This window comes from Janthinobacterium sp. GW823-FHT03B06, from assembly GCF_058796955.1.
Genome location: NZ_JBXAJE010000001.1, coordinates 387,177 through 407,447 on the forward strand (window position 1 = coordinate 387,177; position 20,271 = coordinate 407,447).

Sequence of the window (20,271 nt, forward strand, 5' to 3'; positions counted from 1 at the left end):
ATGCTAACTTGCCCGTTCATCGGGTATTTCCAGCCCTCGCTGCCGCACATATTCCAGAAACAGCCGCGCCCCCTTGGCCATCCTCGACGTGCCATACACGGCATGGATGCTCGGGTCCAGCTCCTTCGATGAGGTCAGCCGGTATGCCGTGCAGACCCGGCGCAAGGTGCCGGCGGCGACAAACGGCTCGGCCAGCCAGCTGGCCAGGCGCACGATGCCGGCGCCTTCCAGGGCCGCCTGGAAGGTGGCGATGCCGGAAGTGAAGCGGAAGCGGGGCTGCACCTGGTAGCGCACGTTGCGCTCGGTGGAAACGAAATGCCAGTCGCGCAGGATGCGGGGGGCCGAGTGCATGATGATGTCGTGGCCGGCCAGCTCTTCCGGTTCCTCGGGCGCGCCCATGCGGGCGATATAGTCGGGCGAGGCGTACATGTAGCGGCGGTAGTTCCACAGGGGATAGCCGATCAGCTCGCTCGACTGGGGGAAGGCGCCGCGGATGGCGAAATCGAGCTTTTCCTGGATGGGGTCGATCGATTTGTCCGAGAAATGGATGTCCACGGACACGTTCGGATAGTCGCGCGAAAATTGCGCAACCACTTTCGGCAGGAAGCCCAGCGACAAAATTTCCGGCGCCGAGAGGCGCACCCAGCCTTGCGGCGAGTTGCTCAGCTCTGCCAGCTGCTCTTCCGCCTCGGCCTGCGTTTCCAGTAAGTGCCTGGCCGACGCGTAATAGGTTTCGCCGGCCGTCGTCAGGGTGAACTGCTTTTGCGTGCGCAGGATCAGCTCGGCGCCGATGGCTTCTTCGAGGAACTGGATGGCGCGCGTGACGGCCGACGGCGAGCGTCCTAGCATGCGCGCCGCGTGGATGAAGCTTCGCTTTTCCACCACGGTGCAAAAGGCGCGGATCTCCCACATCAGTTTCATCGACATCGCGTCGCTCCCGGCAAAAGAGGCCAGTAGACCGCATGGGGCGCATTCCGTCAAGCGTTACGCCTGATTGCGTTTTCCGCAATTTGAAGTTGCATCCGAAAAAGTGACTGCCGCCTATACTGCCGCTGTCGCCCATTCCATATTGCCTATCATGCTGACCATCTCGCTGCTGTGTTTATTCGCCTTCTTTGCCGGCCTGATCGACGCCGCCGTGGGCGGGGGCGGGCTGATACAGCTGCCGGCCCTGTTCAACCTGATGCCGAACATGGCCTCGACGTCCTTGCTGGGCACGAATAAGCTGGCGTCCGCCTGCGGCACCACGTTCGCCGCCCGCTCCTTTGTCGGCAAGGTGCACATCCCGTGGCTGCTGGTGCTGCCCGCCGTGGCCAGCGCCTTCGTCATGTCCTTCATCGGCGCGGCCGCCGTGTCCTACGTGCCGCAGCAGGTGGTGCGCCCCATGGTGCTGGTATTGATCATCATCATGGCCATCTACACCTTCATCAAGAAGGATTTCGGCACGACGCGCGAAGCGCGCCCCATCGGCCCGCGCGAGCGCCTCCTCGCCATCGTCATCGGCGGCGCCATCGGCTTTTATGACGGCCTGTTCGGGCCGGGCACGGGCAGTTTTTTGATTTTCCTGTTCATCCGCGTCTTCGGCTTCGATTTCATCCTCGCCTCGGCCTGCTCGAAACTGGTGAATATCGCCACCAACGTGGCCGCGCTGGCCTTCTTCATTCCCGCCGGCCACGTGGTCTACGCGGTGGCAGCGCCCATGGCCGTGTGCAATATCCTGGGCGCCCTGACGGGCACCTGGATCGCCGTGCGCCGCGGCGCCGCCTTCGTGCGCATCCTCTTCCTCGTGCTGCTGGTGCTGCTGATCGTGAAGTTGTCCTACGACATCTTCTTCAAGTAAGTTTTTGAACGACAACAAGCCATGAAAACCATCCAGGGCGTGCTGTGGGACAACGATGGCGTGCTGGTCGATACCGAACAGCTGTTTTACGAAAGCAACCGCGACTTGCTCTTGCCCTACGGCATAGACTTGACGCCGAAGCAATTTTTTGACTGGTTCCTGGACAATAACTACGGCGCCTGGCATCTGCTGCTGGGACAGGGCCATGCCATCGAGCTGGTCGAGCGCCTGCGCGCCGAGCGCACCGAGCTGTTTGCGCAACGCCTGCGCCAGGCGGGGCAGCTGGCCATCCCCGGCATCGGGCAAGTGCTGGCGGCGCTGCGCCCGCATGTGGCCATGGGCGTGGTCACCAGCGCCTATGAGCAACATTTCCGCATCAGCCATGCGGCCACGGGCCTGCTCAGCCACTTCGACTTCGTGCTGACGCGCGAAATGTATGGCGAGAGCAAGCCGGCGCCCGACGGCTACCAGCTGGGCTTGCAGCGCCTGGGCCTGGCCGCCGCCGACTGCGTGGCCGTGGAAGACTCGCCGCGCGGCTTGCGCGCCGCCAGGGCGGCCGGGCTGGAATGCATCGTCGTGCGCAATCCCATGAACCGTCACCATGCGTTTGACGATGCTTTTTGCGTGGTCGATTCCAACGCCGAGCTGGGCGACGTACTGGCCTCGTTCGTGCCCGGCATGGCGCCAGCGCGCCCGCTGCCAGCCCGCAAATTAGAGGTCTTCCTCTGATCCGTCTTGCCGGCATGCCATTACAATTGCCTATCGCATTCACCGGCACCGCCCCACGATGACCCTCCCGCAACTGCACTTTGCCCACGCCAACAGTTACCCTGCCGGCACCTACCGCAAGCTGTTCGGCTTGCTGGGCCAGCACTACACCGTGCAGGCGCTTGACATGCATGCGCACGATCCGGATTACCCCGTCAGCACGGGCTGGCCCGAGCTGGTGCGCGAGTACATCGACGACCTGGAACGCCGCTACAGCGCGCCCGTGATCCTCGTCGGCCATTCGCTGGGCGGCATGCTCAGCGTGATGGTGGCCAAGCAGCGGCCCGACCTGGTGCGTTGCGTGGTCTTGCTCGATTCGCCCGTGGTGGCGGGCTGGCGCGCCTTGCTGGTGCGCCTGGCGCGCAACACGGCGCTGGGCGAGCGGTTTTCCCCCTCGCGTTTTTCCGCCAGGCGGCGCAAGCTGTGGCCCGATGCGCAAGCCGCATATGAACACTTCGCGGCCAAGGACATGTTCGCCATCTGGGCGCCGCAAGTCTTGCGCGATTACATCGACAGCGGCCTGGCTCCCCATCCGGACGGGGTGCAGCTGCGGTTTACGCGCGAAGTGGAAACGCAGGTCTACCGCAGCTTGCCGCACCATATCGGCGGCCTCGTCAAGGATGGTTTGCCCGTGCCCATCGGTTTTATCGGCGGCACGGAATCGGTGGAATGCCGCCAGGCGGGCTTGACGGCCACGCGCAAGCTGGTCGGCAAGTTTTTCCGCCAGGTGCCGGGCGGCCATCTGTTTCCCATGGAAAACCCGGAACTGACGGCGCAAGTGGTGCGCGAGATGATCACGGCATTGCTGGCGAAACAATAGCCTTCCGCCAAGGATTTTCAGGGGATGGGGGCCAACAGCGGCGGATTTTCGCGTAAAATCCTGCCATTCGGGCCGCGCCTGCACCTGGCGCGCCGCCCCAGCCATTCGATATTCTAGAAAGATACCCCTGCGATGACGATTAAAAGCGATAAATGGATACGCCGCATGGCGGAAACAACGGGCATGATCGAGCCGTTCGAACCGGGCCAGGTCAAGGAACGCGACGGCAACCGCATCGTTTCCTACGGCACCTCCAGCTATGGCTATGACATCCGTTGCGCCGACGAGTTCAAGTTGTTTACCAACATAAACACCACCATCGTCGATCCCAAGGATTTTGACGCGAATAACTTCGTCGATGTGTCGGGCAAGGGCTATTGCATCATCCCGCCGAACTCGTTCGCGCTGGCCCGTACCGTGGAATATTTCCGCATTCCCCGCAACGTCTTGACGATTTGCCTGGGCAAGAGCACGTATGCGCGCTGCGGCATCATCGTCAACGTCACCCCGTTCGAACCGGAATGGGAAGGCTATGTGACCCTGGAGTTTTCGAATACGACACCGTTGCCGGCGAAAATCTACGCCAACGAAGGCGTGGCGCAAGTGCTGTTCTTCGAATCCGACGAAGTGTGCGAAACCTCGTACAAGGACCGCGGCGGCAAATACCAGGGCCAGGTCGGCGTGACATTGCCGAAGACCTGATTGATTGCTTGAACGGGCGGGGCGCCAGTCCTGCTTTAAATCTGTTTCAGCAGCCACGCCTTCAGCGCGGTTGACGGCTGGTACAGGGGAACATGGCCGCGCAGCAAGATTTGCGCGCTGCGGCGGTAGGCCGCGCCGTCGATGGCGATGTTGCCCGTCACCCCGTCCTGGCGCGCCACGATGGTGGTGTCCAGGATGCCGGCCGGGTTGGCTAGGCCCAGTTCCATCTCTGTTTCCGCTTGCTTGACTGGCGGCACGCCGCGCGCCAGCGCATGCGCCACCGTGCCCGGTATCAGGCACGCGGCCGCCAGGCAGCAGCCGCCCGAGACGGCCAGCGAAGCGTGGCCCGATTGCGGCGTAAAGTAGCGCACAGCAATATTTCCCTCTCCCGCCGCCGGCCCCACGATGCAGAACTTGGGGATGGTTTCGCTGCGCTCCAGCTCTTCCAAGGTCATCAAGCCGCCATCGCGCTTGCGCAAGCCCATCAGCAGTCCCGCCGCGCTCCACACCTGGCGGATCGCCTGCATGAAAGCCGTGTCCGCTTCCAGTTCCGCGATGGACTCGTGCGCCGTCTTGCCGAACTGGCTCGCTGGCGCGATGACCATGGGCACGGCCACATCCACGCACGAGACCACATAACCGTGCAGCACATCCTGCGCATTGCCTGTTGGTAATAATTTTCCCGTCTTGGCGCCTGCCGGTTGCCGCAGGAACAGGTCCACGCGGGGGAAGTTGCCGGTCACGCCAGGAATGCTGGCGGCCGTAAAGCTGCCGTCGCGTTCGCGCGCCATGCGCGAGGTGGTGATGACGCCCGTGTTGGTGTTGCGGATATCGATATCGTGCGCGCCGATGGCCAGTGCCTCGATCACGCCGCTGTCCAGTCCCCACAGTTGCAGGGCGGACGACATATTGCCGCAGTTCACGCTCCAATCGATATCGCCATGCTCGCCAGCCAGCTGGGCCAGGGTGCTGACCAGGCGCGGCTGGCCCGCATGCTGTTCCACCTCGGCGAGGAAGACTTTATTGCTGGTGGGCGTGCCCCGACCCAGGCCCGTGATTTGCCGGTTGCCCGGCTGCCGGCCGGACTGGGGCACGCCCATCAGGTGGCGCAGCAATTCCTCGCGCAGCGTTTGCTCGGCCGGCACGCAGGCCCCGTGCAAGACCAGGCCCGTCGATGTGCCGCCACGCATGTGGTGGACGGGAAACTCGATCACGCCGCAGCGTTGGCGGGGCACGAGGTCGGGCAGGGCGGGCAGCAGGGGCGTCATCATCATGGATCGTGGTCAAGGCAGGAAGCGCCAGTGTGCCAGTTTTTCTTGCTGGCGTGCAATCGGATGGTGCGCGCGGCGTCTTTACATGGCTTTACCCGCCTTTACACTTGCCGCCCTGTATTGAGTACCTTGCGCGCCGATAATAAGGTGTTGAATAATCAGGGAGGCAATATGGTAGCGGCAATCGGTTCCGGCAGCGCAGTCAGCGCGGCCGGCAGCGCCAGTGCGGGCAGCAGTGCGCAGATCGCGGCGCTGCAAAAGCAGATCACGGCGGCGCAAAAACAGTTGACGGAGTCGCAGAAGGGCGAGCAGACGGACGCGTCGCAAAAGCTGCAGCAGCAGCTGGCGCAGCAAATTCAGGCCTTGCAGGCGCAAATCGCCCAGCTACAGGCGGCGGCCGCGCAGCAGGCGGCGCAAGGCGAATCCCAAACGGCCAGCAGTGCCGAGACTGTGGCGAGTCCCGCCAGGTCAAGCGCGTCGACCCTGGGCAGCATCATCGATACGCAGGCGTAACAACACATCCACGCGCCAGGCTTGCCGACCGTTCAGCCTGGCGTTTTGACAGGCAACAACATTTCCACGCACAAGCCGCCACCGCTGCGCAAGCTGGCCCCGATGCGGCCGCCATGGGCATTGATGACGTGCCGGGCGATAGCCAGGCCCAGGCCGTGTCCATCCGTGCTGTGCTGGGTATTACTGGCGCGGAAGAACGGTTCAAAAATGCGCGCCAGGTCCGCGCCAGCCACGCCGGGGCCCCGGTCCAGCACGGCGATGCGCAGCCAGTCGGACATGCGCGACAGTTCCACTTCCACCGTGCCGCCATCGGGGCTGTGCTTGACGGCGTTGCGCACCACGTTTTCCACGGCGCGCGCCAGCAATTCTGGCTGGCCCGTGACGCTGGCGTCGGGCATGGCCGCATCGCCCGCCAGTTCGACGTTCAACTGGCGTGCCCGGGCCTCATAGCGGGCGTCGTCCACGATGTCGTGCACGAGGTCGGCGATGCTGACGTCTTCGCTGTGCATGTGCCCGGCTCCCGTTTGCCCGGCGCCGGCTTCCAGCCGTGACAGCGTCAGCAGTTCACCGATCAGTTTATCCATGCGTTCGCTTTCGCGTTCGATGCGCTGCATCGAGGCGGCCATCTTTTCCGGCTGCTGGTGCGCCAGGCCGATGGCGGCCTGCAGGCGCGCCAGCGGCGAGCGCAACTCGTGCGAGACGTCATGCAGCAGACGTGTCTGGCTATCCATGAGGCTGCGCAAGCGGCCCGTCATGCGGTCGAAATCGCGGCCCAGGTCCGTCAATTCATCGCCGCGCTTGCCGCTGGCGTGAAAACGCGGCGCCAGATTGCCGTGCGAGGCGGCCTCGAACGCTTGCCGCAGGTCGCGGATGGGGCGCGCAAAATACCAGGCCAGCAGGAAAGAAAACAGCAGGCTGGCGGCGATGGCCGCCCCCAGGGGAATGAATGTGCGGTAGGGCGTGTCCATGCGCGGGGGCGGGCCGCGGCCGAATTCGCCGCGTGGCGGCGCAGTGCCTGCTTCGTGGGGCCGTGGACCGGCTCCCATGGCGCGCGGGCCGCTCATGGCGACGGCGTTGAGCGTGTCGCGCGCGGCGCCTGCCTCGGCACTGCGGAAGCGTTCGGACGAGGGCAGGAACAGCAGATAGCGCTGGCCGTCGCTGCCGGTGACCGTGCGCACGACGGGATGGGTCTGGCTTTGCTCCAGCATGGCGCGCGCCTTGCTCAGCATGGCGGGATGCACCGCGCGGCCCATCAGTTCGTGCCCGCGCGCATCAACGGCAAACACGCGCATGCGCTCGAGCTTGCTCAGGAATTGCCGCAAGGCCTGGCTGCCGCCCGCTTCCAGGGTGGCGCTGGCGGCCTCGATGATCATTTGCGCGGGCGGACTGGTGTCGATGTCGAGGGCCCGCTCCTGCTGTGCCGTCCGGTTTTTCAGCCAGAAGGTGCCGCCGATGCCGATGGTGGCCGTCACTTGCGCCAGCATGATGCACAGAAAAAACTTCCAGAACAGACGGCCCACGCTTACTCCTTGATCAGCTGGTAGCCGAGACGGTACACGGTCTGCAGGCAGGAGCGGCCATCGGCCAGGCTGCCCAGTTTGCGGCGCAGGCTGCTCAAGTGCACGTCGATATTGCGGTCGAAGCGGGCCATGGGACGGCCCAGACCCAGTTCCGATAATTGATTCTTGCTGACGGGCTTGCCCGCATGGCGCACCAGCACTTCCAGCAAGTTGAATTCCGTGCTCGTCAGCTCCAGGTGCGCGCCGGCCCAGGAAACGCGGCGCTGTTCCGGCCACATCGTCAGTTGCCCTACGGTGAGCGGCGCCAGACCCGAGCTGTCGTGCGGCGCCGCCTGCGCGCGGCGCAGGATGGCGCGGATGCGCGCCGTCAGCTCGCGCGGCGTGCACGGTTTCGTCACGTAATCGTCGGCGCCCAGCTCCAGACCCACGATACGGTCCGTATCGTCGCCGCGCGCCGTCAGCATCAGGATGGGCAGGTTGCTGCCGGCGCGGATGCGGCGCAGGGTTTCCAGTCCATTCATGCGCGGCATCATGACGTCGAGGACGGCGATGGCGTACAGGCCCGTCAGCGCCTCGGCCGCGCCGCTTTCGCCGTCATGCACGGCGCGGGCATCGAAACCTTCCTGCGTCAGGTATTCCTGGAACATGCCGACCAGTTCCACGTCGTCATCGATTAACAAAACCTTGCTCATGCCTGTGCTTTTTTCGGGTGAATATCGCCCGATGATAGCAGTCAACAGGCGCGGCTCAGGGCCCTTTTACCCGCTTTTACATACGTCCGCTTACATTTGCGCAGCTTCCTTTACACGCTTTTACGCGGCCCTGACGTTGCTTTACACGCCAGACGCCGACAATCAGCGCTGATCTCCACGAAAGGAACGCCCGATGAAATACCTGAGTATCGCCGTATCCCTGTTGCTGTTGTGCGCCTGCAGCATGCCGCTCGTTGCCCTGGCCCAGCAGGAAGCTGCGCCGTCCGGCCCGCCGCCGCGCGCCATGCCGGGGCCGCCGTCCGGCTTCGGTCACGGCCCAGGCGGACCCGGCGCGCCAGGCTTGCCGCCGTTCCTGCATGGCATCGAGCTGAGCGAAGCGCAGCAGGATAAAATTTTTGCCGCCACCTACGCCCAGACGCCCTTGCTGCGGGAACAGGAAAAGATCGCCTTCAAGGCCCACGAGCAGCTGCGCGCACTGGCCGCCTCCAGCGCCTACGACGATGCGCAAGCCAGCGCGCTGGCGAACACGGCGGCGCAAGCCATGGCGAAGATCAGCTTGCAGCATGCGCGGCTGGAGCAGCAATTGCTGGCCGTGCTGACGGCGGCACAGCGCCAGCAGGCGCTGCAGCGGCACGACAGCCGCCAGGGTCCGCGCGACCTCCGGCGCTCCGAGTAAGCGGCAGGCGCGAGCGCAGGGAGAGCCAGCATGCGCATCCATGCCTTGCGTCCGGGCAGCAGCTTGCAAGCGCTCTCGCGCCATGCGACGCAGGCGCTGTACCTGTGCGCCAGCCTGAATCCCGCCTTGGCGGGCTTGCCCCACTTGATGGAATATCTATGGAACTACATGATCACGGTCTGGCATCCGACCTCGAAATGATGCGGCAACAGGCGGCCGAGCGGCGACAGGTGCTGCGCTGGCTGCTGGCCGGCGCCGCCACCTTGCCCCTGATGAGCTGCGGCGGCGGGTCGGACGCCAGCGGCGCGGCGGCAGGCAGCGCCGCCGCTGGGGTCACGACACCCAGCACGGGCGCATGCACAGTGATTCCCGAGGAAACGGGCGGGCCGTATCCTGCCGATGGCACGAACACCTATGGCGGCAGCATCATTAACGTGCTGAACCAGTCGGGTGTCGTGCGCAGCGATATCCGCGCCAGTTTTAATGGCGCCACGGGTGTGGCGGCGGGTGTGCCGCTCACCATCAAGCTGCAGTTGCTTAACGCCAGCGGCAGCTGCGCCAGCCTGGCCGGTTACGCCGTGTATGTATGGCATTGCGACCGCGACGGCCTGTATTCGCTGTATTCGAGCGGCGTGACGGCGCAAAATTACCTGCGCGGCGTGCAGGAAACGGACAGCGCCGGCAACCTCAGCTTCACGACGATCTTTCCCGGCTGCTATGCGGGGCGCATGCCGCACGTGCATGTCGAGGTCTATCCCAGCCTGGCCAAGGCAGCCTCTGCCTCGAACCGCATCAAGACCTCGCAGTTCACTTTTCCAATGGCAACGTTGAATGAGGCCTACACGGCCAGCGGCTACACGGCCAGCGTGCGCAACCTGGCGCAGATCAGCTATGCCAGCGACAATGTCTTCAGCGACGGCACCAGCCTGCAGATGGCCACGGTGACGGGCAATGCCACGGATGGCTACGTCGTCACGCTGGTGATCGCCGTCAATGGTTAAGTTGTCGTCATGAACCCCAGGTCGCGCCGGCTGAAGTTGCCGATGTTCGGGAACACCTCGGCCAGCTGGCTGTCGGCCACGCCGAACCACTTGGCCAGCGTGGCGCCGTACTGGTCGACGGAGGTGGTCGGCAGCAGGGCGCCGGAACCGACGTCCAGCTCATGGCCCAGGCCCGTGACGGGGAAGGTGCCGTAGATGTCGCGGCCCTTGACGGCGCCGCCCACGACAAAGTGGTGCGCGCCCCAGCCGTGATCCGTGCCATCGCCGTTGCTGCTGAAGGTGCGGCCGAAGTCCGACGCCGTAAAGGTCGTCACCTGGCGCCGCAGATCCGCGCCCTGCAGGGCCGCCAGGGTCGTGTCGAAGTAGGCGAGCGCATGGGCCAGCCGGGCCATCAGGTCGGCATGCAGCGCCTTTTGCCGGTCATGCGTGTCGAAGCCGCCCAGGGTCACATAAAATACTTGCCGTTTCACCCCCAGGGCGCCGCGTCCGCCGATGATGCGCGCCACCGTCTGCAATTGCACGGCCAGCGGATTGACGCCGGACGCGCCTGTGTTCGGATTGACGTAGGGCGGGGGATTCGGCACGCCCCCCGCGCCGGCCGCCAGCATGGCGCCGCTGAGGACGCTCTGGCTGGAGATGGCGCGCCCGATCGTGGCCACATGTTCCTGTTCCATCAGGTCGCTGCCGGCCGTCGTGATGATTTCACGCAATGCCGCCGGCCCCTGCGCCGTGCCGAACAGGCTGCCGCTGAGATCGATATTGCGAATCGGCACCGCACCGGCCTGGCCCACCTGGAACTGGCGCACCTGGCGTCCGCTCAGGAACAGCGCGTTCGATGCCGCGGATACGGCCGTGAACATGGCGTTGCTGTTGCCCGCGCCAAGCAAGTCGCCCAGACGTCCGCCCCAGCCCACGCTGGCGCCTTCCGGCAGGCCCGACTGCCAGGTCGATTGCTGGTCGTTATGCGAAAAAAGCTTGGACGGCAGGGCCACGCCGCCCGCCTTATATTGCGCCAGGGTAACTGGCTGGATCAGGGTGCCCACATTGGCGACGACGGCGGCGCGGCCGTCATCGAACAGGCTTTTCAGCGGAACGAGGGAGGGATGCAGGGCAAAGCTGCGTCCCGCTTGCACGGTGGCCGGCACGATGGGCAACACGCCACCGGCTGCACCGACGGCGGGCAGGTGGATCGAATCATTGCTGCCCGTGTTGCGCAGGCGCGTGTATTCATTCCAGGACGATGTGTCGGTTGCCAGCACCGTGTTGAAGGCGTCGTTGCCACCAGCCATGAACAGGCACACGAGCGCTTTGTAGTCATCGGCCGACTGGGCGGCAGCCTGGCCCATGGCTGCCAGGTTGAGGGCGAACGGCGCGGCCGTGCTGCCGGCCAGGCTCAGCATGGAGCCGAGGAAGCGGCGGCGGGAAAAAGGGGGGAGATGGGACATGCGGCTTCCTTATTTCTGGACCAGGTATTCAGGCGAGGCCATCGACAGGAAGATGGCCAGGCGTACGCGGTAGGTTCTTGCGAGGTTGACCTGTGCGGCATTGCTGCCGGTGGCGGCCGGAATCGGCACGCTATTGACGGTGGACAGGATGGTGCCGCGCAGCTTGGTCGACATGTTGCCGGCCAAGAGCAGCAGGTCGACGCGGTCGAGCAAGGCTGCCGGCTGGTCGGCCAGGGCCAGCTCGGCCGCATAGTCCGCCTTCACCGAGGCATTTTCTCCCACGCCGCCGCTGATGGCGTCCTGGATGAAGTTCAGATAGCCGGTGACGGACGGCTCTGCCGTGATCTGCATTTCCGGCGCCACCAGACTGGCGGCGGCCAGCGGCGAATTGGGCGGGACATAGCTGGGACGGAAATAATTGAAGACGGAGGGTGCATTCATGGGATTCTGGCCCAGGCCCGTGAGCGGATCGCTCAGGTAATAGATGCGGTATTGCGAAGCTGCATCCTTGGCGTTAAAGGCGCGCATCCAGTTGCCCAGGCGTACCAGCGGTTCGCGCAATTTCCCCGTACGCAAGGTTGTGCCGGCCGGGGCCAGCGCCTCCGGATCGAGCAGCACGGCACGCAGCACCGCCTGCATGTCGCCGCGCACGCCAGCGCCATTATTGGCAAACGCGGCCGCTACCCGGCCCACATAGGCGGGGCTGGGATTGCTGGTGACGAGCCGCTGGATCAGCTGGCGGCCGAAGAAGGGGCCTGTATTCGGGTGGTTGAACAGAGTGTCGAGGGCTTGCGCCAGGTCGGCTTCGCCGGTAGTGGCGCCCGAAATACTGACTCCCAAGAAACGTTTTTCTCCGGTGGAATGGAAGGCCGTGTAATTCTGCATCGGTTTCCAGTCGCGGTCCGGATCGGCCACGCTGCCAAAGAAACGGTTAGCGGCCTGGTCTGGTCCGGCCCAGCTCCAGCCTGTCAATACTTTCGCCAGGCCGCTCACATCGTCGCGCGAGTAGGTATCGATGGGCTTGCCGCCGGACAATTTCAAGCTGCCGTCAGCGTTCAGCTGATACAGGCCGATCGTAAATAACTGCATGATTTCGCGGGCAAAATTCTCATCCGGGGTACGCGTTGCCGATTCCTTCTGATTGCGCAGGTGCGACAGATACAGACCCATCATCGGATGCGTGGCGACGCCTTGCAGCAAGGTGCGGAAGTTGCCGAAAGCATGTTGTCCCAGCATGTCGTAATAGCTGGCAACACCGCGCACGTGCGGCCACACGGCTTCGTTTTGCGTGGAAATGACGAAAATTTCCGACAGGGCAAACGCCGTGCGTTGTCGCAACTGGTCGTCGCCGCCTACGGCCTGCTGCCAGAATGATTCATAAAAATTCTGAGGCAAGGCCTTGCTGGCCGTCGTGTCCGCTGGTGGAAATTTCGCATCGAGATATTTGCGATGCAAGCTTTGCGGTCTGGAAAACTGGTACTGGAACCAGGCGTTGCTGTCGCTGGCGGCCAGTGCATCGATGGCCGCGATATTCGGCCCGAACGTGGCCCGGCCCAGGAAGCGTGACGCCTGCTGGCGCGTAAATGTCGTCACCTTCGCGGCCGGTGGCGTGGTCAGTGGGGGCGGCGGGACGGTTTCTGCGGGAACTGCCGGCTCGCCCGGCTTCATGTCCGCAGGCGGCGCCACCGTTGCGGTCGGGCTGTCGCCGCCACCGCCACCACAGGCGTTCAGCAAACTCAGAAGTGTTACAGCAGCCAGCAAGCGGCGCAAAGTAGGATGGATCATTTAGTTTCTTTGTGGCAATCAAAATCTGACCTCGTTATTGTATTGCCTGCCTACTGAAAGTGCGTGCTCAAAAGAACATTTGCGTCTTGTCTATTTTTCGATTTAATGCATTTTTGACCGATGTTAAGTGATTTTTTATAGTATTTTGATGAACTTTATTTTTTACAAATGGAAAAATATTTTTACGCGAACGCCTGCTTGTGGTCGATAGGCGACGTAATAAATTCCCTCTAATTAAGCTTGTTTGAAAGCTCATGGACAGGGCGAAAACAGCTTCGCCGGAAACCATGGTTTTTATCGCATCGGCGAAAAGGCGTTCGCCGTCGCGTCCCGTTTTTCCCTCTGCACTTGGCTGGCATGGCCCTTGCGTCAGGGAGGCATGGACCACCCGCCCGCCTTTCACCGGAGCCTGTCATGACCAGCCGCCTGCTCGCCTATCGTCCCGAAATGGAATTGCCGGAAGCGCCGGGCGTGCTGTCCCTGCAGCACGAAGATGAGCTGGCACTGGCGGCGCAGTTGCTGGAATTGCAGGCGCCGTCCCAGTTCGACGCGTTCCTGACGCGCCAGTTGGGCGCCACCGCGGCGGGCCAGCAAGTGCGCGGCACGCCGCTGGAAGGGCCGCTGCGCCAGCTGCTGGGCAAGGTGGTGGCGCCCCTGCTGCCCCTGCATGGCGGTTCGCCACAGGCGCTCAAGCGGCGCGCTGCGGGCATCTTCGGCATGGAACTGGAGGGATTGAGCCCGGAAGACAAGGAATTCGAACTGGCGCGCCAGGTCGTGCATCTGATCGATGCCGTCAATACGGCGCTGACGCAGGACGGCGGCACGGGCGCGCGCGCGCCCAGGGCGCGGGTGGAAACGGCCCTGTTGCAAGTGGCACGCAGCGTGGCGCCAGGCTTGCTCAGGCAGGCGGCGCAAGCGCCAGGACCGGACGGTGGCCGCTGGCGCCGCGAGGGCGGGCACATCGTCGTGCTCGATTGTTAGCCGGACGGCCAGTCTGTCCGGCGCTGTAGTGTCAACCGAGGTGCTAACTTTTAGGAGCTCATCATGCATGACTTAGATCGTACGACCCTGGAATACGGGCAGGAGATGTCCGGCTTTGAAGCGGAACAGTTCGAGTTTGGCCAGGGCGAATGGAGCGGCGAGGGTGGCGCGAGCGCCATGTTTTCCGAAGCCGAGGAAATGGAACTGGCCAATGAACTGCTGTCGGTCAGCAATGAAGCCGAACTGGAACAGTTCCTCGGCAATTTCCTGCGCAAGGCCGCCTCGGTGGCGGGCGGCATCATCAAGTCGCCCGTGGGCCAAGCCATCGGCGGCGTGCTCAAGGGCGTAGCGAAAAAGGCGATACCGCTGGCCGGCGGCGCCATCGGCGGCTATTTCGGCGGCCCGCTGGGCGCCAAGATCGGCAGCGGCCTGGCCTCGGCCGCCGGCAATGCGCTGGGGCTGGAAGCGGAGGCCTCGTCGAACGAAGACCGCGAATTCGAGGGTGCCAAGCAGTTCGTGCGCCTGGCCGCCGACACCGTCAACCGCGCCGCGCAGGCACGCGGTTCGGGCGACCCGCGCGCCATCGCCCAGGCGGCCGCCAGCGCGGCGGCGCGCCAGTTCGCGCCCGGCCTGCTGGGCCGCCCCGGCAGCCAGGTCGCCACGCAGAACGGCAGCGGCGCCGCTGCGGGCGGGGCCATGGCCCAGGGCGGCGCGGCAAGGGGCTCGGCGGGCATGCGCCCCTCCAGCGGGCGCTGGGCGCGCCAGGGCCACAAGATCGTCCTGTACGGCGTCTGACATCATGGCCATCGGCGCTTATGCTGCCTGGATGCTGGCGCAGGAGGCGCGCTCGCTGCTGACGCGGCTGGCGCGGCAGGAACCGTTTGCGCTGATCGAGCCGACGGTGCTGGCGGCCGCCCTGATGCCCAGCGCCCAGTCGGCCATCGAAAGCCAGCTGGTGCAGGGCCGGCGTGAATTGCGGCGCATGGTCGCCCAGTTCCAGCACTGGCTGCGGCGCGAGCACGCCGATGGCGCCAGCATGGCCACCGCCGCCGAGGCGCAGCGCCGCTTCACCTTTCTGCGCCTGAAATTCAATGCCGCGCTGACCCAGTTCGACCTGTTCAACGAAGTCATCACGCAGCGCAGCGAGCACAAGACGGGCGTCTGGCTGGCCGGTCTCGACATCGTTGCCGCCGATGCGCTGGCGCTGCCCGGCAATGTGTACCAGGCGCCGCCCGTGATCTGCTACCTGGACCGGGGACCGGGCGCCGCCATCCGCCGCGCACGCACGCGCCTGCCGGGCGGCGGCGACAATCCCGTCGCCATCATCCGCCTGCCGCGCGAACGCATGATCGGCAGCAGCATCGCTTCGTCGCTGGTGCACGAGGTGGGCCACCAGGGCGCGGCGCTGCTGGACCTGGTGGCGTCCTTGCGGCCCGTGCTGCAAGCCATGCAGCACGGCGGCAGCGGTCTGGTGCACGTGTGGCAGTTGTGGGAGCGGTGGATTTCCGAGATCGTGGCCGACTTCTGGTCGCTGGCGCGGGTCGGCGTGGCCGCCACCCTGGGCCTGATCGGCGTGGTCAGCCTGCCGCGCGTGTTTGTCTTCCGCCTCAATATCGACGATCCCCATCCGGTGCCCTGGCTGCGGGTGCGCCTGAGCTGCGCCATGGGACGGGCCTTGTATCCGCATCCGCAATGGGACCGGCTGGAGCAGTTGTGGCTGTCGTACTACCCGCTGACCGGCCTGCCGCCGGCCCGGCAGCGGCTGCTGGAGCAACTGCAGGCCAGCATGGCGGCCCTCGTGGGCTTGCTGGTGCAGCACCGGCCACCGGCCTTGCGCGGCGGCTCGCTGGTCGAAGCCATGGCCGTGCACACGCGTCAGCCCGCCATGCTGGCGCAGCTGTTTCGCAGCTGGACCCTGGCGCCGGCGCAGATGTACCAGGCCGCGCCGACCCTGGTGTTCGCCGTGCTGGGCCAGGCGCGCGCCAGCGGTACCTTGAGTCCGGAAGACGAAAGCGAGCTGCTGGGGCGTTTGCTGACCCACTGGGCCTTGCGCAGCACCCTGGACACGTCGGAGCTGTGCGCCGACGTCGTGCGGCATGGCCGCCAGTCCGGCAGGTTGCTGCCGCCCCTGGCATCCCGTTTGATTATCCATTGAGGAGAACGACATGAGCAGCAAGATGAGCAGCAAAAGCAGAGGGGCGGGCCAGGCGGGTCCGAAACACCACGGCGGCAGCATCGCGGTCACCGTACACGAGCAGGACAGCGGGGCCATGGTCGTCAATGCCGCCATCAGCCTGTACCGGGGAGCCGAGGCGGATTGCCACAACTTCAATGCCGCCACCTGGGTGCCTGATCCCGCCATGCTGGTGGGCGTGCGCTGGACGGATGGGCGTGGCGGCACCGTGTTTACCGACCTGATGACGGGCAGTTACGTGGGGGTGTATGGCAATTTCCCCGCCACGGCGCCCCAGTGCGTGACGGTGCAGGCCGGCTGCAGCGCCGTATTGTGCTTCACGCCCCAACTCAACCCGCAGGTGACGCTGGCGTTTGAAACGGCCGACTGCCATCCCAGCGACTGTCAGTTCGGCAGGGTGGGCGACCGCGCCATCGCCACCGTCTCGTTTGACGGCGATCAGAGCGCCGACGGGCGCGACCAGGTGCAACTGCTGGCCGCCGCGCCGTGGGTGCCCATGCGCGGTACGCCGAACGCGTTTTCCACGCCAGTGCGGCGCGCCGGCATGCACCGCTTCATGGGACAGATGATGCTGTCGCAGCGTCCCGAACTGCGCAACGCCTTGCCCGTGCCGGAAGGGCTGAGCCCGCACGCCATGCTGGCGCTCGACGCGGAATACGAGACGGAAGAGCGCCAGCCGCAGCCCATCACGGGCAACGTGGGCGTGTCGCTGACGCGCACGGAAACGGAGCCGACGGAAGACTTGCCGCTGTGGACCCTGATACGCAACAGTACCGAGGCGATGTCGTTTACCAACTACCTGCATTTCATGGACAGCCTGTTTTGCGGCGACCTGGCCAGCGTACGGGGTTTCGAGCAGGAACGCTTCGTGAAAAAGGCCGACATGTTCCAGCAGCTCAAGCAGCGCCGCGCGCTGCCGTTTTCCGATGCCGATTCCTACCGCGTGCTGAAAGTGGCGACGGAAGCGTTCGTGATGGTCAATTGCGGCGTGCTGAATCAACCGCTGGCCTTCAATCCGGCCGAGGACAACGCCTATCTGGACCGGCGCGACATACCGCAAGGGCGCGACCTGGAAACCGTGCTGCGCAACGATTACCTGGAAAACATCGACGGCTTCCAGACCTTGCCCTACCTGGCCGTGATCCGCCGCAAGCTGCCCGACATCCCGATCAGCATCCCGCGCGGCCAGGAAGGCGAGGTCGACCTGTGCTTTGGCATCATCCAGGAAAAGCTGGCCAATCCCTGCCTGCTGGAACTGATCTGGTCGTACTGGCATGAAGAAGGCATGCTGGTGCAGACCATGAACGCCATCGCGCAGCGCTTCCAGAACTTGCGCGCGCCGGGCAACCATCTCGATCCTTTGTCGAACACGGAAATCGACATGCTGCGTCCGCTGAATAATTTACTGTGGGGATACACGCAGGATGAACAGCATCGGCTGACCGTGATGCGCCGGAACTACGAGTATGACCATCACTACGGTGTGCGCCTGGACGGCAAGGCAGTGCAGCACTTCCGGCCAGCCGACAGCCGCTCCAAATTCCTGGAGGCCTTCCACCACTTGCTGCGCCTGCTGACTTCGTTCTACAAGCAGGATGACGACACCACCGTGAAGGCGGATGCCTTCCCGGTGCTGAATGCACTCAAGGAGATCCACCTGATCCTGTCGCAGGGCGCGCACAACCAGTTCGGCGACTTGCCGTCGACGGCGCGCATCGAGATGCTGATGCAGCAATGGATGCTGGCGCGGCCAGAATTCCGCGAATTTTTGCCCACGCGCGTGATGGTCGCGTATCCGGAACCGTGGATGGACAGGGTCGACGCCATGAAGAAACTGCAGGGCTGGACGGACACGAGCGTCATGCATTTCCGTAACCTGGCCATTTTTGGCGAGCAATTGCTGCTCTCCGTGCGCTATGGCAACTGGAGCGATATCTATGAACCGACCCAGGCCTTCAACTGGGCGCGCTTCTGGCGGCCGCAAGTGCAAGGCTATATCCACGGCTACCGCGCCGCCACCGGGGTCGATCTGTCCGTCGACAGCAGTGACCCGGTGGTCGAATCGACGATGCCTTCAGTGTTGCTGCGCCAGCGCCTGAGCCAGCAGTTGCGCAGCGTCTAGGGCGGGAGCGGGGCGCGTGCATGCTCGACTTTACCAGTGCCCTGTACCTAGGCATGCGCCATCCGGCGGCCTCGCTGGCGCCGTGGAGCAGCCTGACCCTGGGCCAGCCGGCCGCGCTGCGGGAGCCGCCGGGCGCGCAAGCGCTGGCCGCGGACTTGGCTGCGTTGCAAGGCTGCGAGGCCGCCTGCGTGCTGCCGTCGACCCTGCACCTGTTCTGGGACCTGTTCGGCATGCTGGCTGCCGAGCGGCTGGTGATCCTCGTCGATGGCGGCAGCTATGCCATCGCGCGCTGGGGCGCCGAGCGGGCGCAGGCGCTGGGCTTGCCGCTGCGCTTGTTTCCCAGCGGCGATATGGCGGCGCTGCGGCGCCTGGCGGCGGCCTGGGGCAGGCAGGGGCGGCGTCCGTTGATCCTGGCCGACGGCTATGTGCCGGGCAGCGACCAGGTCTTGCCGCTGGCCGCTTATGCGGCCCTGGCGCGCCAGGGCGGCGGCTATCTGCTGCTGGACGACACACAGGTGCTGGGTGTGGCGGGCGCGCAAGGCGGCGGCTCGGCGCGGCTGCACGGCTTGCAGGGCGCTTGCGACGAAGCGGGCGGCCATTTGATCGTCGGCGCCTCGCTGGCCAAGGGCTTTGGCGTGCCGCTGGCCGTGCTGGCGGGCAGCGGCGCCCTGCTGCGGCGCTTTGCGGCGCACAGCCAGACGCGCGTGCATGCCAGTCCGCCGTCGGCCGCCGTGCTGGCGGCGGCGCGGCGTGCCATGGCGCTCAATGCGCGCCACGGCGACGCCTTGCGCGCTAGGCTGGCGGACAGGGTGGCGCAATGGCGCGGCGGGATGGCGGCGGCCGGCATCGCTTGCCGGGGCGGCAGCTTTCCCGTGCAGCGCCTGCCAGGACGCGCCCACTTGCAGCAAGCCTTGCGGGCGGCGGGCGTGCTGGCGCTGGCGCAAGCGGGGGAAGGTCCCGGGGCGCTGACTTTTCTGCTGCGGGCCGATCAGACGCCCGGGCAACTGGAGCAGGCGATGAATTTGCTTGAACATCACACGAGGAGGCGATATGAACGACGCGTTTGAAATGCTGCCCTTTGCGGGGCAAGCGGGAGCGGCAGGTGAGTACGAGTGGGAGCAGGAGCAGGAGTGGGCGCAGGAGGGGGAATCCGAGTCCGAGTGGGAGGGCGAGCGCTGGCGGCCCGGCAGCGGGCGCTATGGCGGCGGCGTGCGCGCGCGGCCCCCACTGCGCGGCCCGCGCCGCCCCATGCCGCCGCGCTACCAGGCGAATCCGGCGCGTCGGCCCCCACGCCCCGCGCCGCCGCCCTTGTCCTACCTGCCGCCGCGCTACCGGGGCTGGGGCGGCTATCCGGCCATCTATCCCACGCTTTATCCGGCGCCCTATCCCGTGGCGGAACCCGCGTTTGGAGACCAGCAGGAGCCGGAACCTGACCAGGACCAAGGGCAGGACCAGGGGCAGGACGACGGCCAGCAGCAGGGCGAAATCCCGCCGACCCTGGCCGGCACCATGGGCCGGGTGCCGGAAGCGGCCGCCCTCAATTACCTGGCGCTGGGGACGCTGGCCAATGCCTTGCGCGATCCGAATGGCCGGGGGCCGGGCCTGTATGTGATCGAATTCGATGCGGGCGGGCGCCGCCGCGCCTACAGCGGCCAGACGGACGACCTGCACCGGCGCCTGCTGCAGCACCGGCTGTGCGGCCAGATGATGGGCGTGGACCTGAGCGGGCACCAGGTGTATGTGGCGCCCCTGTCCTCGGCGGCGCAGCGGCGCCGCATCGAGCAGCGCATCCACGACGACATGTTCGCCAACCAGCGCGGCGTGCTGACCAACCAGCGGCGCGAACTGGAACTGGCCGTGCTCGGTGAAATGTGGAGCTGAATGTGGACCCGGAAGCCACGCCTTGATCATTGCGAAGGA

The 20,271-nt window shown here is 65.4% G+C and carries 21 protein-coding genes; 14 read left to right on the plus strand and 7 right to left on the minus strand.

What is annotated here, in order from left to right:
* Window positions 1–3: 3 nt before the first annotated feature.
* Window positions 4–927: a LysR family transcriptional regulator gene (locus AC1RBA_RS01775; RefSeq protein WP_492416239.1), complete on the minus strand. Its 924-nt coding sequence runs from the start codon at window positions 925–927 to the stop codon at window positions 4–6.
* Window positions 928–1,078: 151 nt separating this feature from the next.
* Between AC1RBA_RS01775 and AC1RBA_RS01780 the strand changes: the two genes are divergently transcribed.
* The 4 genes from AC1RBA_RS01780 to dcd all read left to right on the plus strand — a co-directional run bounded on the left by AC1RBA_RS01780 (window position 1,079) and on the right by dcd (window position 4,130).
* Window positions 1,079–1,840, plus strand: coding sequence for a sulfite exporter TauE/SafE family protein (locus tag AC1RBA_RS01780; RefSeq protein WP_086139670.1), 762 nt, complete (start codon window positions 1,079–1,081; stop codon window positions 1,838–1,840).
* 21 nt (window positions 1,841–1,861) lie between these two features.
* Window positions 1,862–2,569: an HAD family hydrolase gene (locus AC1RBA_RS01785; RefSeq protein WP_492416241.1), complete on the plus strand. Its 708-nt coding sequence runs from the start codon at window positions 1,862–1,864 to the stop codon at window positions 2,567–2,569.
* Window positions 2,570–2,627: 58 nt separating this feature from the next.
* On the plus strand, window positions 2,628–3,428 hold the full coding sequence (locus AC1RBA_RS01790) for an alpha/beta fold hydrolase (protein WP_230506714.1): 801 nt from the start codon (window positions 2,628–2,630) through the stop codon (window positions 3,426–3,428).
* A gap of 132 nt (window positions 3,429–3,560) precedes the next feature.
* Window positions 3,561–4,130, plus strand: coding sequence for a dCTP deaminase (gene dcd, locus AC1RBA_RS01795; protein WP_034755486.1), 570 nt, complete (start codon window positions 3,561–3,563; stop codon window positions 4,128–4,130).
* Between the two features lie 35 nt (window positions 4,131–4,165).
* Here dcd and AC1RBA_RS01800 read toward each other — a convergent pair whose 3' ends face one another.
* Window positions 4,166–5,404 (minus strand): PrpF domain-containing protein, encoded by a 1,239-nt coding sequence (locus tag AC1RBA_RS01800; protein WP_492416243.1) that lies wholly within the window; start codon window positions 5,402–5,404, stop codon window positions 4,166–4,168.
* 168 nt (window positions 5,405–5,572) lie between these two features.
* Between AC1RBA_RS01800 and AC1RBA_RS01805 the strand changes: the two genes are divergently transcribed.
* Window positions 5,573–5,914, plus strand: a complete 342-nt coding sequence (locus AC1RBA_RS01805) for a FlxA-like family protein (protein ID WP_492416245.1) — start codon at window positions 5,573–5,575, stop codon at window positions 5,912–5,914.
* Between the two features lie 32 nt (window positions 5,915–5,946).
* Here the strand turns inward: AC1RBA_RS01805 and AC1RBA_RS01810 are convergent, their stop codons facing one another.
* Together AC1RBA_RS01810 and AC1RBA_RS01815 are read right to left on the minus strand one after the other, a co-directional pair.
* Window positions 5,947–7,434: a sensor histidine kinase gene (locus AC1RBA_RS01810; protein WP_492416247.1), complete on the minus strand. Its 1,488-nt coding sequence runs from the start codon at window positions 7,432–7,434 to the stop codon at window positions 5,947–5,949.
* Window positions 7,435–7,436: 2 nt separating this feature from the next.
* Window positions 7,437–8,126, minus strand: coding sequence for a response regulator transcription factor (locus AC1RBA_RS01815; protein WP_070291600.1), 690 nt, complete (start codon window positions 8,124–8,126; stop codon window positions 7,437–7,439).
* Between the two features lie 193 nt (window positions 8,127–8,319).
* Between AC1RBA_RS01815 and AC1RBA_RS01820 the strand changes: the two genes are divergently transcribed.
* The 3 genes from AC1RBA_RS01820 to AC1RBA_RS01830 are packed head-to-tail and all read left to right on the plus strand — an operon-like array spanning window position 8,320 to window position 9,824.
* Window positions 8,320–8,823, plus strand: a complete 504-nt coding sequence (locus AC1RBA_RS01820; protein ID WP_070291601.1) for a Spy/CpxP family protein refolding chaperone — start codon at window positions 8,320–8,322, stop codon at window positions 8,821–8,823.
* Between the two features lie 30 nt (window positions 8,824–8,853).
* Window positions 8,854–9,024, plus strand: a complete 171-nt coding sequence (locus AC1RBA_RS01825) for a hypothetical protein (protein ID WP_162995707.1) — start codon at window positions 8,854–8,856, stop codon at window positions 9,022–9,024.
* Window positions 8,982–9,824, plus strand: a complete 843-nt coding sequence (locus AC1RBA_RS01830) for a dioxygenase family protein (protein WP_070310891.1) — start codon at window positions 8,982–8,984, stop codon at window positions 9,822–9,824. Before AC1RBA_RS01825 ends, AC1RBA_RS01830 begins: the two co-directional genes overlap by 43 nt.
* On the opposite strand, the gene AC1RBA_RS01835 is transcribed toward AC1RBA_RS01830, so the two are convergent.
* The 3 genes from AC1RBA_RS01835 to AC1RBA_RS01845 all read right to left on the minus strand — a co-directional run bounded on the left by AC1RBA_RS01835 (window position 9,821) and on the right by AC1RBA_RS01845 (window position 13,442).
* Entirely contained in the window at window positions 9,821–11,269 is a 1,449-nt protein-coding gene (locus AC1RBA_RS01835; RefSeq protein WP_070291603.1) for a DUF1501 domain-containing protein, read from the minus strand. The genes AC1RBA_RS01830 and AC1RBA_RS01835 overlap by 4 nt on opposite strands.
* Window positions 11,270–11,278: 9 nt before the next feature.
* Complete coding sequence (locus AC1RBA_RS01840; RefSeq protein ID WP_070224460.1) at window positions 11,279–13,054, minus strand: DUF1800 domain-containing protein; 1,776 nt, start codon at window positions 13,052–13,054, stop codon at window positions 11,279–11,281.
* Between the two features lie 67 nt (window positions 13,055–13,121).
* Window positions 13,122–13,442 carry a hypothetical protein gene (locus tag AC1RBA_RS01845; RefSeq protein ID WP_409028476.1) on the minus strand — a complete coding sequence of 107 codons (321 nt, stop codon included), beginning with the start codon at window positions 13,440–13,442 and terminating at the stop codon, window positions 13,122–13,124.
* A 26-nt stretch (window positions 13,443–13,468) separates the two neighbouring features.
* On the opposite strand from AC1RBA_RS01845, the gene AC1RBA_RS01850 reads away from it, so the two are divergent.
* From AC1RBA_RS01850 to AC1RBA_RS01875, 6 genes are all read left to right on the plus strand, one after another.
* Window positions 13,469–14,035, plus strand: a complete 567-nt coding sequence (locus tag AC1RBA_RS01850) for a hypothetical protein (protein WP_492416250.1) — start codon at window positions 13,469–13,471, stop codon at window positions 14,033–14,035.
* Window positions 14,036–14,098: 63 nt separating this feature from the next.
* The gene (locus AC1RBA_RS01855) at window positions 14,099–14,830 is read left to right on the plus strand and encodes a hypothetical protein (RefSeq protein WP_071654456.1); all 732 of its coding nucleotides are present in this window, start codon (window positions 14,099–14,101) and stop codon (window positions 14,828–14,830) included.
* Between the two features lie 4 nt (window positions 14,831–14,834).
* A complete protein-coding gene (locus AC1RBA_RS01860) occupies window positions 14,835–16,190 on the plus strand; it encodes a hypothetical protein (protein WP_492416251.1) in 1,356 nt (451 codons plus the stop codon).
* 10 nt (window positions 16,191–16,200) lie between these two features.
* On the plus strand, window positions 16,201–18,351 hold the full coding sequence (locus tag AC1RBA_RS01865) for a hypothetical protein (protein ID WP_230506706.1): 2,151 nt from the start codon (window positions 16,201–16,203) through the stop codon (window positions 18,349–18,351).
* Window positions 18,352–18,371: 20 nt separating this feature from the next.
* The gene (locus tag AC1RBA_RS01870) at window positions 18,372–19,418 is read left to right on the plus strand and encodes an aminotransferase class I/II-fold pyridoxal phosphate-dependent enzyme (RefSeq protein ID WP_492416253.1); all 1,047 of its coding nucleotides are present in this window, start codon (window positions 18,372–18,374) and stop codon (window positions 19,416–19,418) included.
* Complete coding sequence (locus AC1RBA_RS01875; RefSeq protein WP_492416255.1) at window positions 19,402–20,232, plus strand: hypothetical protein; 831 nt, start codon at window positions 19,402–19,404, stop codon at window positions 20,230–20,232. The genes AC1RBA_RS01870 and AC1RBA_RS01875 overlap by 17 nt, the downstream gene beginning before the upstream one ends.
* Window positions 20,233–20,271: the final 39 nt, after the last annotated feature.

Bases quoted from the DNA above. Each gene is read 5' to 3' on its own strand.
- AC1RBA_RS01775 (WP_492416239.1), bottom strand. From the start codon at position 927: ATGTCGATGAAACTGATGTGGGAGATCCGCGCCTTTTGCACCGTGGTG.
- AC1RBA_RS01780 (WP_086139670.1), top strand. From the start codon at position 1,079: ATGCTGACCATCTCGCTGCTGTGTTTATTCGCCTTCTTTGCCGGCCTG.
- AC1RBA_RS01785 (WP_492416241.1), top strand. From the start codon at position 1,862: ATGAAAACCATCCAGGGCGTGCTGTGGGACAACGATGGCGTGCTGGTC.
- AC1RBA_RS01790 (WP_230506714.1), top strand. From the start codon at position 2,628: ATGACCCTCCCGCAACTGCACTTTGCCCACGCCAACAGTTACCCTGCC.
- dcd (WP_034755486.1), top strand. From the start codon at position 3,561: ATGACGATTAAAAGCGATAAATGGATACGCCGCATGGCGGAAACAACG.
- AC1RBA_RS01800 (WP_492416243.1), bottom strand. From the start codon at position 5,404: ATGATGATGACGCCCCTGCTGCCCGCCCTGCCCGACCTCGTGCCCCGC.
- AC1RBA_RS01805 (WP_492416245.1), top strand. From the start codon at position 5,573: ATGGTAGCGGCAATCGGTTCCGGCAGCGCAGTCAGCGCGGCCGGCAGC.
- AC1RBA_RS01815 (WP_070291600.1), bottom strand. From the start codon at position 8,126: ATGAGCAAGGTTTTGTTAATCGATGACGACGTGGAACTGGTCGGCATG.
- AC1RBA_RS01820 (WP_070291601.1), top strand. From the start codon at position 8,320: ATGAAATACCTGAGTATCGCCGTATCCCTGTTGCTGTTGTGCGCCTGC.
- AC1RBA_RS01825 (WP_162995707.1), top strand. From the start codon at position 8,854: ATGCGCATCCATGCCTTGCGTCCGGGCAGCAGCTTGCAAGCGCTCTCG.
- AC1RBA_RS01830 (WP_070310891.1), top strand. From the start codon at position 8,982: ATGGAACTACATGATCACGGTCTGGCATCCGACCTCGAAATGATGCGG.
- AC1RBA_RS01835 (WP_070291603.1), bottom strand. From the start codon at position 11,269: ATGTCCCATCTCCCCCCTTTTTCCCGCCGCCGCTTCCTCGGCTCCATG.
- AC1RBA_RS01840 (WP_070224460.1), bottom strand. From the start codon at position 13,054: ATGATCCATCCTACTTTGCGCCGCTTGCTGGCTGCTGTAACACTTCTG.
- AC1RBA_RS01850 (WP_492416250.1), top strand. From the start codon at position 13,469: ATGACCAGCCGCCTGCTCGCCTATCGTCCCGAAATGGAATTGCCGGAA.
- AC1RBA_RS01855 (WP_071654456.1), top strand. From the start codon at position 14,099: ATGCATGACTTAGATCGTACGACCCTGGAATACGGGCAGGAGATGTCC.
- AC1RBA_RS01860 (WP_492416251.1), top strand. From the start codon at position 14,835: ATGGCCATCGGCGCTTATGCTGCCTGGATGCTGGCGCAGGAGGCGCGC.
- AC1RBA_RS01865 (WP_230506706.1), top strand. From the start codon at position 16,201: ATGAGCAGCAAGATGAGCAGCAAAAGCAGAGGGGCGGGCCAGGCGGGT.
- AC1RBA_RS01870 (WP_492416253.1), top strand. From the start codon at position 18,372: ATGCTCGACTTTACCAGTGCCCTGTACCTAGGCATGCGCCATCCGGCG.
- AC1RBA_RS01875 (WP_492416255.1), top strand. From the start codon at position 19,402: ATGAACGACGCGTTTGAAATGCTGCCCTTTGCGGGGCAAGCGGGAGCG.